Here is a 14051-nt window from a genome sequence, read left to right as displayed (position 1 = left end):
AGTAGTAATGATGAATGAAGCTTACACTTCATCAGTGTCAGCAGTAGACTTAGAAATGGTTGAGAAAGAAGCAGCTGATAAATCAAGACGTGTCTTTAGAGGAATCTTTATAACAACAAAAGGGATAATAAACTCAGATATCAATGGTAGTTTAAATATCCTAAGAAAGTATTTAGGTGAAAAAAATATTCCCAGGTTGATTATATCGATGAGGGATAAGGGGTTTCGAGAAAATCCTTTTAGACTACATGTAGTTTAATATGTTATTGTATCTTCGGATAGAATAGAAGCGTCAAAAACGTCTTTCTTGTTTTAAAATAATTAAATGATATAAAAGGAGAGTTAAATTTATGAAAATGTCAAAGTATTATGTACCGACATTAAAAGAGGTACCAGCAGAAGCTGAATTAATCAGTCATCAACTTTTACTAAGAGCAGGTATGATTAGAAAGCTTGCATCAGGTGTTTATACATACTTACCACTTGCTGTAAAAGTACTTAAAAACATTGAAGAGATTGTTCGTGAAGAAATGGATGCTATTGATTCACAAGAGTGTCTAATGTCAGCACTTTGTCCATCTGAGTTATGGAAAGAGACTGGGAGATGGGATGATTTTGGTCCTGAAATGTTTAGATTACATGATCGTCATAACAGAGAATTTTGTCTTGGACCAACACATGAGGAAGTATTTACAAACTTAATTCGTCATGAACTTAAATCATACAAGCAGTTACCACTAAGCTTATACCAAATTCAAACAAAGTATAGAGATGAAAAAAGACCTAGATTCGGTTTGATGAGAGGTCGTGAGTTTACAATGAAAGATGCTTATACATTTGATAGAGACGAAGAAGGTATGAGAAAGTCATACTTTGAAATGTGGGGCGCATACGAAAACATCTTTAACAGATGTAGCCTTGATTTTAAAGTTGTAGAGGGTGATTCTGGTGCTATGGGCGGTAGTGACTCACATGAGTTTATCGCACTTAGTGATGTAGGTGAAACTGAAATTGTTTTCTGTAATTCATGTGATTATGCAGCTACAGATGAAAAAGCAGCATGTAGCTATAAAATAGAATCTGATGAAGATGTAAAGACAATTGAAAAAGTTCATACACCAGATGTAAAGACAATTGACGAGTTGGAATCTTTCTTTAATGTATCAAAGAACAACTTCATTAAAACACTTTTATATACAGCTGGTGAAGAAACAGTAGCTGTATTGATTCCTGGTGACAGAGAACTCAATGAAGTTAAACTTCTTAAGCATTTAGATGTACTTGCACATGATTTAGAAATTGCAGCTCCAGAAGTCGTTAAAGAAGTAACTTCTGCAGAAGTTGGCTTTGCGGGTCCAATTGGCCTTAAAGAAGGTGTAAGAGTTCTAATTGACGAAAGAATTCCAATGATGAGAAATGCAATTATTGGTGCTAATGAAACGGACTACCATTTAAAGAATGCTAATTTTGATACTGATTTTACAGGTGAAGTAGTTGGTGATTTAATCATGGCTAAAGCTGGTGACTTATGTCCAAAGTGTGGGGACGCTATGTCAGTAGAGCGTGGTAATGAAGTCGGCAACATCTTCCAGCTTGGTACAAAGTACTCAAAAGCACTTAATGCTACATTCTTAGATGAAAATGGTAAAGAGCAATTAATCCTAATGGGTTCACATGGTGTTGGTGTTTCTAGAACATTAGCTGCAATTATTGAACAACACCACGATGAGCATGGTATTATCTGGCCATTATCAGTAGCGCCTTACCACGTTATCATCACTGTAGTAAACAGCAAGAAAGAAGATCAACAAGCCTTGGGTCTTGAGTTGTATGAGACTTTAAAATCAGCTGGTATCAAAGTTATTCTTGATGACAGAAAAGAAAGAGCTGGTGTTAAGTTTGCCGATGCAGAATTAATTGGTATTCCATTACGTGTTAATGTTGGTAGAGATGCTAGTGAATCACTAGTAGAGTTTAAGTTAAGATCTGGTGGAGAAACTGAAGTTATTTCATCAAATGATGTCTTAAATAAAGTTCAAGAATTATTGAAATAAACTATAGGCATGTATTTCGAAATGAAGTACATGCTTTTCTTGGTTTTCATAAGAATGAACTGGCAAAAAAGCGATAAGAGGCGTATAATAATTCTTGGAGGAAAGAGAATGAAAAAAGTATGTTTAATTACAGGTGCAACAGGTGGTATAGGCTATCATTTAGCTTTAGGATTTCATGAAGCAGGCTATCAGGTAATCGGCTTTGATTGCATGGGTCACAAGAGATTGCCTGAAGGTATAAAGTTTATGAAAGTGGATTTAAGAAAGCCTAAGACTGTTAAGAAGGCTATAGCTGAAGTAGTAAAAGAGTATGGTATGATTCATATTCTAATTAATAATGCTGCAATATCATCTTTCCAAATGGATATCAAAGAGACGAGTTTAGAAGAATTTGATAATGTAGTAGATGTTAATTTAAAAGGTGCTTATTTATGTACAAGAGAGTTTGTCAGACAGCATAAAGGTGATTATGGTAGAATCATCAACATGTCATCAACTAGAGCCCTTCAAAATGAGCCGGATTGGGCCATTTATTCAGCAACAAAGGGTGCTTTGATTTCTATGACCAACTCATTGGCTATTTCCTTAGCTGAGACATCAATAACTGTTAATGCTGTAAGTCCTGGTTGGATTCAATGTGAGGACTATCATCTTTTAACAAAAGAGGACCATGAGCAGCATCCATCTAGAAGAGTTGGCAAACCAAAAGACATTCTTAATGCATGTTTGTTCTTAGCTCATGAGGAAAATGATTTTGTCAATGGTCATAATATGGTTATAGATGGCGGTATGACTAAAAAGATGGTATATATCGATTAATTATTTGACATTTACTAGGTAGAATAGTATTATGTATGAGGTAATTAATAACGCATACGAAAAGGCAAATTAACTGAAAAGTTAAGACGCAAAGCCATGAGTCTAAGGGAAACTATGATTGTCAGGCTACCGAAAAACTTTCGTATTGCTTAATATGGAGGATGCTATGGGAAAAGTGTTAATTGTGGATGATGCAGCTTTTATGAGAGTTGTATTAAAGAACATCTTAGTGCCAGAAGGTTATGAGATTGTAGAGGCTTCTAACGGTTTAGAGGCAGTTGAGGAATTTAAAAAGCACCAGCCAGACATTGTTACTATGGATATTACAATGCCTGAGATGGATGGTATTCTTGCCTTACAAGAAATACTAAAGATAGATGCAGATGCAAAGGTGTGTATGGTTTCAGCTATGGGTCAGGAAAAGATCATTCTTGAATCGGTTAAGAGTGGTGCAAAAGACTTTATCGTTAAACCTTTTAAACCAGATGATGTTCTTGGCAAAATAAAAAAAATGTCAGCATAGGAATCTGTAAAGATTCCTTTTTAAATGTAGTGGAGAAATTATGTCAGATAAGAAATTGATGAAAAGAAAAATAGTCGTCGATAAAGGCTATAAAGAAATGTTAAAGAGCTATTCAGCTACTGACTTAAAAGAAGTTGCAAAGCTTTGGGGTATGAAGGGTCTTTCTAAACTTAAGAAAGACGAATTAACAGATGCTATCTATGAATTTGTTTTGAACAACTTGGAAGAAAGCTTTTGTTATTTTAACTTAGACCATTACGCGGTTATCAATGGCCTTTTAAAAGGAGAAAATACTTTTTCAACTTACCCAGTAGCAGCCAATGAACTGATTTCATTAGGTCTTGTGTTAGAAGGTAACTTAGAAGGTAATATGCAGGTCATTATGCCTAATGAAATTGCTAGCAGATTTGTTGACTTCTACAATAAGTATCATGAAAACTTAACTTTCAATACAATTGTAAAAGACTATATGGAGTTGAGTATAGACCTATATGGTGTTATTGAGGTTGAAGACTTTGTTGAAAACTTATATAACTTTAATGAACAGGCTATTGAAAAGGATATTTTACAAGCTGCTGTCCAATATACAGCTTCAAGAACTAAAAACACAATTTTAGAAAATGATGTACTTCACTATTATAGATTGGGTGAGTTTGAAAAAGTTCTAAAAGATATTAAGAGCAAAGATGAAATCCAAATGAAAGTGATTGATCATCAAATGCTTCAGTCTTACGTAAAAAATGGCAATTCTTTATGGGCAGATGCTTATAAAAGAATGGCAGGTGTACTGGACAAGTTCTTTCCTCATAAAGACCCAGTAGACCAGATTGATGAGCTGTTGGTTATGCTTGCCTATAACCATGGTGTTTCTGACTATATCCAGCTTTTCTCGAAAAAAGAAGAAGATGCAAAGATGGAAGGTATCAAAGAGTTTGCTGATGCTACCATCACCATTAACAATGAAATTCCTCACTGGGAGTTAAAGGGTCATGCACCAATGGAGCTTTCTAAGCACCAAAAGCAGATGCCTATTGTCAAGGGTGATAAGATCGGTAGAAATGATCCTTGTCCATGTGGTTCAGGTAAAAAGTACAAAAAGTGCTGTATGAATAAATAAGTTTAAAGTCTCTGTGTTACAGGGACTTTTTTTTGTGTTATTCTAAACAAAAGGAGTACTATATGATTAGAGAAAAGATTAGAAACAATGAATTTGACAGACCAACATCAGGTCTATTAAGTGAGTATTTACAAGTAAATGTCATGATACTGCCTATAGAACATGCAGATGATTTTGAAGAATTCTGTAAAAAAAATAAAAAAGCCTGTCCTTTAATCGAAAGAAGCGATTTTGACTTAAATTTTACTGATAAGACCATTGATATCAAAAGAGACATTCCTAGATATTTTCATTACAGAAATGGTACGAAAGTAGAAGAACTTCTAGATTTGTCTCAAGTAGATTTAACAGATTATGTAGCCTTTACACTCGGATGTTCCTTTTCTTTTGAACATGCACTCCTATCTGAAAATATTAAACTTAGACATTTTGATGAAGGTAAAAATGTGGCCATGTATGAAACCAGTATTCCATGTGAATCAAGTGATATATTTTCAGGTAAGATGGTTGTTTCCATGCGTCCTATCAAAAAAAATGATATAGAACATGTCATCCATATCACATCGGATTATGTTAAAACACATGGCATTCCAATCCATATAGGTCATCCAAGTGCCATAGGCATAAAGGATCTTCAAAGTCCTGATTATGGAGACCATGTAGAAGTAAAAGAGGATGAGTTACCCGTTTTCTGGGCTTGTGGGATAACAGCACTTAATTCCATAAAAAACTCACTCAAAGAAGATTTTTACACACATGCACCTGGTCATATGCTTATTACCAATGACCTTTTAAGGTCTATCAAAGGTCATGACATAGAAGAAGCGCTCAACGGTATGCTTTTATGGAAAACCTATAACAGAGGCTTAAGCGGTTTGGTCATGCAAAACGAACTCAAAAAGATGGCCAGTTTCATACTCGATAAAAATCATATAACCCTTGTGACTGGCTTTGCAATTAGATCTAGCATGTCGGGAGAAACAGATGGACCTTTAGGCGCTATGTTTTTAGCAAGAGCACTCGAAATCTTAGGTAAAGAGGTTAGAGTCGTTACAGATGTCTATAGTTTAGATCAATTATTGGGCCTTAAAAAACTTCTTAAATTGAATACAGAAGTGACAGGTGATTTTTCTTATTCTGAAACTGATTGTATCTTTGCCATTGAAAGACCTGGCAAAAGTAACGAGGGCACTTATAACAATATGAGAGGCAATGACATATCAGATATTGTTGAAGATACCGATACCATGATTGAATCCTACATCAACAAAGGCACGCCTTTTATTGCACTAGGTGATGGTGGAAACGAAGTAGGCTTTGGTAAGGTCTATGACTATATAAAAGATCATGTGCCGAGTGGCGATAAAATATGTGCAAATCTTGCTGCTAAGGAGTTATTGGTTGCTGGAGTATCTAACTGGGGGGCTTATGTTTTAGTAGCTATGATGGAAGTTTTAACAGCAAAAAACTTGTTACATGATCTTGAACTCGAGAAAAAAGCTTTGGCATGTATCGTTTCATTAGGTTCTGTAGATGGCCTTACAGGGGAGAGGACTTTGTCTGTAGATGGCTATAGCCTTGAAGAGAATCTTGATTATTTAAATCGACTTCATAAAATTATAAAAAAATAAAAATAAGATGTTGACATCTAATAATTATTCGTGTAATATTACATACAAGTTAAATATTTATGCAAAGACAGTGATAAGAAGAAAATATATGGAAGTAAATTTCAGCGAGTCGAAGTTGGTGTGAGTTCGATAATAAAACAACCATATTGAGAGCTTCTTTGAGTTCATAGCCCGACTGTGCAAACTGAGAGCTATGCGGCTTCCTACCGTTATATTGGATAGGTATCGAGTGGAGACTCCGTACCGATAAGTGAACTGATGTTAATTTGGGTGGTACCGCGGAATATGACTTTCGTCCCTATATGGGATGGGAGTTTTTTTGTTATCACTTTTGCATAAAAATCTACCAAAGTGTATAAGTATGTAAAGGAGAAGAAAAATGAAAAAAGTATTGTTATTAATTATGGTTGTTCTATTAGCAGGTTGTACTGTATTAGGAAATGAAGAAAGTAGCTTTGAAAGTATTAAATCAAAAGGCACGATAGTTGTTGGTACAAGTGCTGATTATCCTCCGTATGAGTTTCACAAAGTAATCGCTGGAAAAGATACTATTGTAGGATTTGATGTTGCCTTAGCAGAGAAGATAGCAGTGGATTTAGGTGTGGAGTTAGAAATTGTCGATATGAACTTTGAAGGCTTATTACCAGCCTTAAAAGCTGGCAAAATTGATTTTATTGCTGCTGGTATGAATCCCACAGAAGAAAGAAAAGAATCTGTAGATTTTACAAATATCTACTATGATACAACACAAACCATGCTTGTCATAAATGAAAACAAAGACACATTAACATCAATTGAAGATTTTGAGGGTTTAAAGATTGGTGTTCAAAAGGCGACACTTCAAGAATCCATATTTGATGAGCAGTTTATAGGTGCTGAAAAAGTTGCATTATCTAAGATTCCTAACTTAATTATGGAGCTTCAAAGTGGTAAGATTGATGGCATTATCTTAGCTGAAGTTGTTGCCAAGCAGTATGCTGAAGCCAATGCTGATATCTCTATCAATGGTATGGATTTAGGTTCTGAAGGTGGTGTTGCCATTGCTGTAAACAAAGGACAAGAGGACCTTTTAGCAGCAATGAACAAGACGATTGAGACAGTTTTAGAAGATGGTACTTTAGATCAATTTATTTTAGATGCAATGGCATTAGCAGAGGAAGAGTAATGGATTTTAGTTTTTTAGGTAAATATTATCAGTTCTTAATAACAGGAACCTTTAATACAATCACACTTAGTTTATTAACTGTAATTTTCGGCCTTATAGGGGGGACCCTATTATGTTTGATGAAATTATCAAATGTTAAAATACTTGAAAAAATAAGCGGTGGCTATATTGCCTTTATACGTGGTACGCCCCTATTGGTTCAACTTTATCTGGTCTACTTCAGTGTAAAAGATATGCCTATGTATATGGCCGGTGTCCTGGCGATGACCATCAACTCTTCAGCTTATATAGCAGAAATTATAAGAGCAGGTATAGCATCCATTGACAAGGGGCAATTTGAAGCTTCAAAAGCCTTGGGCTTAACACAGACGATGACTTATAAGGAAATCATATTACCTCAGGCATTTAAAAATATCTTGCCTGCACTTGGTAATGAGTTTATTGTATTGATAAAAGAATCTGCTATTGTATCTGTTATTGGACTACATGATCTTATGTACAAGGTAGATACTATTAGAGGTCTAACTTACAGACCCTTTGAACCACTTATCATAGCAGCAGGTATATACTTTATTTTGACCTTTACCTTGTCTAAAGGTGTAAGCAAATTAGAGAGGAGGTTACAGATCAGTGATTAAGCTAAAAAATATTCAAAAACACTTTGGAAAACTCCATGTTTTGAAAGGTGTAGATTTAGAAGTCGATGAAAATGAAATTGTGGCAATTATTGGTCCGAGTGGCTCTGGAAAGTCAACTCTCCTTCGCTGCATCAACGCACTAGAAACTTGTGAAGGCGATATTTTCTTTGAAGGCCATCCTATTGAAACCTTTAAATCCTTACATGAGTACAGAGAAAATCTAGGCATGGTATTTCAAAGCTTTAATCTATTTCCCCACAAATCGGTTATAGAAAACGTACTAGTAGCACCATCTCTTCTAAAGAAGCAAGTGACTGAAAATGATGCTTATGATCTCTTGGACAGCGTTGGCTTAAAAGAAAAGGCCAATGCTTATCCCAATAAACTTTCAGGTGGACAGAAGCAAAGAGTTGCCATTGCAAGAGCTCTTGCGATGAAGCCAAAAGTAATGTTGTTTGATGAACCCACTTCAGCTTTGGATCCGGAGATGGTCGGAGAAGTACTGGATGTTATAAAGGCTATGACAGATGTAACCATTGTTATAGTTACCCATGAAATGGGTTTTGCTAAGGAAGTTGCAGATAGGGTGATTTTCATGGATGAAGGAGAAATTATAGAGGAGGGTCATCCAGAATCCTTTTTTACAGATCCAAAACATTATAGAACAAAGCAATTTTTAAGCAAAGTAATCTAGAGGCCTGATGGCCTCTTTTGTTTTATGTTAAAGCCTCAATTAATGGGTATATATAGATACAAGAAAGGGGTGACATCATGCTCGATAATAAGAAAATGACTGTAGAAGGTATAAAAACTCAATTTGAGAATGCATTGAATATTGCCTCTTTAGGAACTTGGGAATGGTATGTCGGTGAAGGTAGAATTACATTTGATGCCAAATGTTTTGAGCTGATTGGATTTAAGAATCAGTTTGATGGCACAATTGATTTTATACTTAATAATGTGGTTTATAAGGATACGGTTGAGTCATTTAAGGAAGCTTTATCAAAAGTAATGAACAAGGAAGATATTCCTAATGGCATCTATAAGGTAAATACAGAATATGGAGCTGAAAAATGGATGAAATTTTACAGTCAGCCTATCTATAAAGATGGGAAATTGTATAAGTTAACTGGCTTAATGATGGATGTTACAAATGATGTCCTAAGAGAAAAAGAAATAAAGGAACACCTGGATTTTAAAGATTCCTTACTCAAGATTATCTCTTATCCAATCTTTTATAAGAATCGTGAGGGGAGGTATAAATATTTTAACAAAGCTTTTGAGGATTTTCTTGGATTAGACTATGATCAGATCATGGATAAAACGGTCTACGATATATCGCCGAAACCTTTGGCAGATATATATTATCATGCAGATGAGGACTTGATGACAAGTAAAGGTGAGCAAGTCTATGAAACGAAGGTTAAGTATGCTGATCAGAGTGTTCATGATGTGATTTTCTCTAAATCTGCCCATTTAGATGAAGGTGGTGAAGTCAAGGGACTTGTCGGTATTATGCATGATATTACAGAACAGAGACAAGTTCAGAGAAAGTTAGAGAAACTATATGAGGCTAAAGACATTCTTCTTAAGTTGAGTAGGGAAGTTCATTTGTATAGGGAAGAAAAGCAGTTTTTAAGTGAGATACTTAAACAGTTTAAGCATGCATTATCAAATATTGATTCTGCAATTCTCTTACATCTGAAAGATAATTTTTTGACTTTTTATGATTCTGTAAATACAAATGAAGAGACTCCAACGCCATCTATTCCTTTAGAGATGACTATGTTGTCTGAGATGGTCAAGTCCTTTGAAGAAGTAGGAATTTTTAATCATTTAGATCCAGAGGATTTTCATGAAAATGACCCAGGCAGAGACTTTCTTATGACAAACCCTGCAAAGTCTATGATGTTGATCCCAGTTAAAGATGAAAATGATGTTGTTTGGTTTTTCATGTATTTCTCAAATGAATACAATGCTTTTCATGAAGATGATAAAAGCATGTCAGAATATGTACGTCAGGAAATGAGTTTCATTCTACAGTTTTTCAAACTTTATCTACATACACTGAATTTATCAAGGTACGATGGTTTGACAGGACTTATGAATAGGGCCTATTTTGATTCAGTATTTAAAATAAAAATCAATGAAGCGGAAAAAGAAGGAAATACATTTAACTTGATCTTATTTGATTTGGATAAGCTTAAATCTGTAAATGATACATTCGGTCACGATGCAGGCGATCTATACATTGATACCTTGAGCCAAATGTTAAGAGAGTTTTTCCCCGGAACTTCTATTGGTAGAATTGGTGGAGATGAATTTGCATGTTTAGTAAATGGTAATAATGTGGAAGCTACATTGATTGAAATGAATGATAAATTTTCTAGTACAGTTTTAGACTTATTTAAGAGTAGCAGTCTAGGCTTTTCATATGGCATGTCAAAATACCCGCAAGATGGTTTAACCTATAAACAACTGTTCAAGATTGCAGATTTAAACTTATACAAAAATAAAGAAAAAAGTAGGGGAATTGAATGAATTTTTACAATGCTTTTATGAGTGTATTTGAAAAGGGGGAACTTGGTCAGGTAAGAAAAAATTTAATGAAACTTGCAAGTGGACATGTATTAGAGATTGGTGTTGGTACGGGTGTGAACTTAAGCTACTATGACTATGATGCAATTGACAAATTGACTTTAACGGATTTGAAATTAAGTCCCCTTGTAGAGACTAGATTAAGTGAAAATGTAGAGTTTGTAGAGGCGGATGTACAAGACTTACCATTTAAAGATATGACTTTTGATACAGTCGTAATTTCTCTAGTATTTTGCTCTGTAAGAGATGTAAATAGGGGATTAAGTGAAATCAAAAGGGTTTTAAAGTCAGAGGGGAAAATTATTTTTATAGAACATGTCAGACCCGAGCTATCTCCTTTGGATACACTTTCGGATGCTGTTACACCTCTTTGGCGTAAAATGGCTTCTAATTGTCACTTGAATAGAGACTTTCTTGAATCATTAAATGAAAATGGATTCGATTATTCAGTAAAAAGTCGATTTAATAAAACTGCTTTTGTTGCAGGTATAGGCAATACAAAAGCCACCTAATTAGGTGGCTGTTTTTTTATGATACCATTTGGTTGCATTGCTCATATGCTTGACATACTGCTTTTAAAATCTTTTCTTGTACTCTAGGGATGATTTCACCATTCTCATCAACGGCACTTTCGTTTAAGTCAATACGAATCTTTGGACATAAGTTGAACTTGTCATACCATTCTTCGTAAGTATCTCTTAAATCGATCATGTAATCTTCAGGAATCGTATCAGCTTCAGTTCCTCTTGAACGTTGTTTGATTCTTTCCATTGCAGTATCAATTGATACATCTAAGTAAATTAATAGTTTAGGTGGGTTTATATGCTCTAACATGTTATGTAAAAGTTCCTGGTAAATTGTTAACTCATCATCTGTCATATTACCACGTTTGTTAATTGTTTTAGCGAAAATCTCGTCACCGTAAATTGATCTGTCCATAATAGCAAACTGATTGTCTTTTTCAATAGACTTCAAGTCTCTGAAACGTTCATTTAAGAACATAACTTGGATGATTGCACTCCATCTAGATTGATCGTCATAAAATCTATTTAACATTCTATGCTCTAGAGTATTCTCTAGATCGTCATTTTTTAATTCTTCAAACATTGGAATATTTAAATGTTCAGATACCATTTTGGCAACAGTGGTTTTACCAGCCCCGATAATTCCGTCTACAACAATTGACATGTTACAAAACTCTCCTTTATTAATATAATTTTTTCTATAAGTACTTGCAAATGACATTATTTCCTCCCCTAAATAATGAGCTATATACATCGTACCACCAGCATCAAATTATGTAAAGGGAAAGCACAAGATAAAGGGTGGTTTGTATAATTCCTACACAATATATTGTGTTCATTAAAGTTCTGCTTAGAATATAAATATTTCTACACTGAGAGCCCAGTTTTTCCAAGGTTTCAGTAACTGTATATAATCTCCAATAGGCCGATGGTTAAACTATTTGTCCAGTTAAAAAATCAGTTGACATTTTTTAAAAAAAGGTATTTTAAAAGTTAAATGTTATATATAATAACACCATAAAGCTTAGAAAAATAAGTTTAGGTAAAAAAATAAGCGCATTCATACGCTTATTTCCATTCTTGCCATACATCCGGTTGATAACCAAGTGTGGCTTTTTTTCCATTTCTAACAATTGGTGTTTTGATAATTTCTGGATATTCAGTTAGGATTTCTAGTTTTCTATCATAATCACTTGTATAGGGAAATAGGCTATCATGAAAGTTTGCATGATTTTCATCAATTAAATTATCTAGTCCAATGGCCTGAACCACTGATTTTAGTTCTCCCAAACTCATACCCTTTGAGACCATATCAATCTTTTGAAACTTAACACGTCTTTCTTTAAAATATCTTTCAGCTTTTTTTGTGTCAAAGCATTTTTTCTTACCAAATATTTGAATGTTCATAAGCGCTCCTTCATATTTTACTACAAATCAGTTTAACATATTTATGAAAGAAAAACTACTTATCTGTTGATGGAAGCGGCCATTTTTCTATAAGTATGACGTCTGCCTTTGATGACGATAGAGTAGTGCATGATATTTTCCGGTACTGTGATACCTGGTCCATAGCCGCAGTCACCAATATGATGAAGATCACTGCCAGCTTCTTTTGCCATAAGGGCAATACGTTTAATAGTATCTTTGTCAGCGCCTTCTTGTGAGGTACCAATTGTGGTCATGACCAGTTTATTTTTCAAATGACATTCTTGTATCATATCGCTGATTATTTCTCTTGAAATACCTGGTACGGTTGCAGGTGCTGGCAAGAGAATAATGTCGCTGCCAGCGTCGATAATTTCATTTAACTTCTTTGAATCAATTAAGTTTCTACCAATGGCATTTATGTCACCAGATGCATGCATACGGCCAGCGACAACTATGATTCTATCTTTAAACTTATCTTTAATTTCCTTAATGGATTTGACCATGGATGCATGACTGACCCCGACTTTTGGATTGCCTGTTAATACGACAAAATCAGCTCCTTGATGGATGAGTTTTTGAATATTTTCCAGTGTAGCTTGTCTACCTGGAGGAATGCTGTTTTGTTCTAAGCTTTCATCAACAGGTTCTAGATTGACACCGATAAATCTTCCTGTCAGCCTTTTAGATGCTTGAATAGGACTTTCGTCTGGCAAACAGTCAATGCCTGATATTATAGGCATGTTGACATCGTACATGTTTAAGAGGACTATGTCTGCCCCAAAGGCTGCGGCTAGTTCTACATTGCTCACATCATAAAGTAGGGGTGTTATCGGGCATATGATTTCGCTGACCATGGTTCTTCCTTCTGCTTTTTTTATGCTTTCTAATAAATCTTCATTATTAAATGCATCATTTACTCCAAATCGATCAATTATTCTTTTCATATTTCCTCCAATATACAAAAAAGGGCACAAACAATTAAATGTTCTTGCCCCTAAGGTTACACACATATAATTATATGTCAAAATTACATTTTTGTACAACAATATTACATTTTGAGGCGAGTAGATGCTTTTTATAAGTTTTTTGGTCTATTATGTATATAGGAGGATAAGATTATGAATAATGATTTTAAACATACATTTATATCAAACACCAAGGATCTTGGAGATAAAGAAAGAGAAAAGTACCAAATAGACCATATCATTAATTTATCTGACAAAATTAAGGCAGATGATAAAGATATCAGTAAAATGCTTTATTCTATAAATGACCTATTTCTCGACGAGACCGTAGATAGCAAAATTTTTAAGAAATTATATGACCAGTTAAGAAAGACTGTTGATGAAAGATACGGTTTTAAACAAAAGGATAGTATTCGTAATCACTATGCGGGTTTGGGTCTTTTATTTGGTGTGAGTTTAGGTGTTTCCTTAACATCTATTATAACAAGCAGTCTGGCAATTTTTTTAAGCCTTGGTTTATGTTTAGGTAGCGTCATTGGTATGAAAAAAGAAAAAGAAGCTGAAGAAAAAGATTTGTTGTACTAGGAGA

13 protein-coding genes, 2 pseudogenes and 1 riboswitch are annotated in these 14051 nt (G+C 34.5%); of the genes and pseudogenes, 12 read left to right on the top strand and 3 right to left on the bottom strand.

From position 1 onward, the window contains the following. From EZV73_RS25090 to EZV73_RS25040, 11 genes and pseudogenes are all read left to right on the top strand, one after another. Positions 1 to 259 (top strand): annotated as a pseudogene (locus EZV73_RS25090) (hypothetical protein); the annotation flags it as partial. 91 nt (positions 260 to 350) lie between these two features. Further along, complete coding sequence (locus EZV73_RS25085) at positions 351 to 2054, top strand: proline--tRNA ligase (RefSeq protein ID WP_240843204.1); 1704 nt, start codon at positions 351 to 353, stop codon at positions 2052 to 2054. Between the two features lie 108 nt (positions 2055 to 2162). Continuing rightward, positions 2163 to 2873, top strand: a complete 711-nt coding sequence (locus tag EZV73_RS25080; RefSeq protein WP_240843203.1) for an SDR family NAD(P)-dependent oxidoreductase — start codon at positions 2163 to 2165, stop codon at positions 2871 to 2873. A 53-nt stretch (positions 2874 to 2926) separates the two neighbouring features. After that, positions 2927 to 3007, top strand: a riboswitch (cyclic di-GMP riboswitch). A 32-nt stretch (positions 3008 to 3039) separates the two neighbouring features. Continuing rightward, positions 3040 to 3396 (top strand): response regulator, encoded by a 357-nt coding sequence (locus EZV73_RS25075; protein WP_240843202.1) that lies wholly within the window; start codon positions 3040 to 3042, stop codon positions 3394 to 3396. A 1033-nt stretch (positions 3397 to 4429) separates the two neighbouring features. After that, positions 4430 to 4513 (top strand): annotated as a pseudogene (locus EZV73_RS28965) (SEC-C metal-binding domain-containing protein); the annotation flags it as partial. Between the two features lie 62 nt (positions 4514 to 4575). Then, entirely contained in the window at positions 4576 to 6144 is a 1569-nt protein-coding gene (locus EZV73_RS25065; RefSeq protein WP_240843200.1) for a DUF1445 domain-containing protein, read from the top strand. 379 nt (positions 6145 to 6523) lie between these two features. Next, on the top strand, positions 6524 to 7309 hold the full coding sequence (locus EZV73_RS25060) for a transporter substrate-binding domain-containing protein (protein WP_240843199.1): 786 nt from the start codon (positions 6524 to 6526) through the stop codon (positions 7307 to 7309). Then, complete coding sequence (locus tag EZV73_RS25055; protein WP_240843198.1) at positions 7309 to 7947, top strand: amino acid ABC transporter permease; 639 nt, start codon at positions 7309 to 7311, stop codon at positions 7945 to 7947. Before EZV73_RS25060 ends, EZV73_RS25055 begins: the two co-directional genes overlap by 1 nt. Continuing rightward, on the top strand, positions 7940 to 8641 hold the full coding sequence (locus EZV73_RS25050; protein ID WP_240843197.1) for an ATP-binding cassette domain-containing protein: 702 nt from the start codon (positions 7940 to 7942) through the stop codon (positions 8639 to 8641). Before EZV73_RS25055 ends, EZV73_RS25050 begins: the two co-directional genes overlap by 8 nt. Before the next feature lie 77 nt (positions 8642 to 8718). After that, positions 8719 to 10488 carry a diguanylate cyclase gene (locus EZV73_RS25045; RefSeq protein ID WP_240843196.1) on the top strand — a complete coding sequence of 590 codons (1770 nt, stop codon included), beginning with the start codon at positions 8719 to 8721 and terminating at the stop codon, positions 10486 to 10488. After that, positions 10485 to 11057, top strand: a complete 573-nt coding sequence (locus EZV73_RS25040) for a class I SAM-dependent methyltransferase (protein ID WP_240843195.1) — start codon at positions 10485 to 10487, stop codon at positions 11055 to 11057. Before EZV73_RS25045 ends, EZV73_RS25040 begins: the two co-directional genes overlap by 4 nt. Before the next feature lie 16 nt (positions 11058 to 11073). Here EZV73_RS25040 and EZV73_RS25035 read toward each other — a convergent pair whose 3' ends face one another. From EZV73_RS25035 to EZV73_RS25025, 3 genes are all read right to left on the bottom strand, one after another. After that, the gene (locus EZV73_RS25035) at positions 11074 to 11790 is read right to left on the bottom strand and encodes a deoxynucleoside kinase (protein WP_240843194.1); all 717 of its coding nucleotides are present in this window, start codon (positions 11788 to 11790) and stop codon (positions 11074 to 11076) included. Positions 11791 to 12137: 347 nt separating this feature from the next. Further along, positions 12138 to 12476: an arsenate reductase family protein gene (locus EZV73_RS25030; protein WP_240843193.1), complete on the bottom strand. Its 339-nt coding sequence runs from the start codon at positions 12474 to 12476 to the stop codon at positions 12138 to 12140. 59 nt (positions 12477 to 12535) lie between these two features. After that, a complete protein-coding gene (locus tag EZV73_RS25025) occupies positions 12536 to 13441 on the bottom strand; it encodes a haloacid dehalogenase-like hydrolase (protein ID WP_240843192.1) in 906 nt (301 codons plus the stop codon). A 174-nt stretch (positions 13442 to 13615) separates the two neighbouring features. Between EZV73_RS25025 and EZV73_RS25020 the strand changes: the two genes are divergently transcribed. Then, positions 13616 to 14047: a hypothetical protein gene (locus tag EZV73_RS25020; RefSeq protein WP_240843191.1), complete on the top strand. Its 432-nt coding sequence runs from the start codon at positions 13616 to 13618 to the stop codon at positions 14045 to 14047. Positions 14048 to 14051: the final 4 nt, after the last annotated feature.

Origin of the sequence: Acidaminobacter sp. JC074 (assembly GCF_022496765.1) — a bacterium.
In the GTDB taxonomy this organism is placed as follows: Bacteria; Bacillota; Clostridia; order Peptostreptococcales; family Acidaminobacteraceae; genus JABXKX01.
Note: the sequence above shows the minus strand (reverse complement) of the source record. Positions and strands in the feature narration are given on the sequence as shown.

Bases quoted from the DNA above. Each gene is read 5' to 3' on its own strand.
- EZV73_RS25085 (WP_240843204.1), top strand. From the start codon at position 351: ATGAAAATGTCAAAGTATTATGTACCGACATTAAAAGAGGTACCAGCA.
- EZV73_RS25080 (WP_240843203.1), top strand. From the start codon at position 2,163: ATGAAAAAAGTATGTTTAATTACAGGTGCAACAGGTGGTATAGGCTAT.
- EZV73_RS25075 (WP_240843202.1), top strand. From the start codon at position 3,040: ATGGGAAAAGTGTTAATTGTGGATGATGCAGCTTTTATGAGAGTTGTA.
- EZV73_RS25065 (WP_240843200.1), top strand. From the start codon at position 4,576: ATGATTAGAGAAAAGATTAGAAACAATGAATTTGACAGACCAACATCA.
- EZV73_RS25060 (WP_240843199.1), top strand. From the start codon at position 6,524: ATGAAAAAAGTATTGTTATTAATTATGGTTGTTCTATTAGCAGGTTGT.
- EZV73_RS25055 (WP_240843198.1), top strand. From the start codon at position 7,309: ATGGATTTTAGTTTTTTAGGTAAATATTATCAGTTCTTAATAACAGGA.
- EZV73_RS25045 (WP_240843196.1), top strand. From the start codon at position 8,719: ATGCTCGATAATAAGAAAATGACTGTAGAAGGTATAAAAACTCAATTT.
- EZV73_RS25040 (WP_240843195.1), top strand. From the start codon at position 10,485: ATGAATTTTTACAATGCTTTTATGAGTGTATTTGAAAAGGGGGAACTT.
- EZV73_RS25035 (WP_240843194.1), bottom strand. From the start codon at position 11,790: ATGTCATTTGCAAGTACTTATAGAAAAAATTATATTAATAAAGGAGAG.
- EZV73_RS25030 (WP_240843193.1), bottom strand. From the start codon at position 12,476: ATGAACATTCAAATATTTGGTAAGAAAAAATGCTTTGACACAAAAAAA.
- EZV73_RS25025 (WP_240843192.1), bottom strand. From the start codon at position 13,441: ATGAAAAGAATAATTGATCGATTTGGAGTAAATGATGCATTTAATAAT.
- EZV73_RS25020 (WP_240843191.1), top strand. From the start codon at position 13,616: ATGAATAATGATTTTAAACATACATTTATATCAAACACCAAGGATCTT.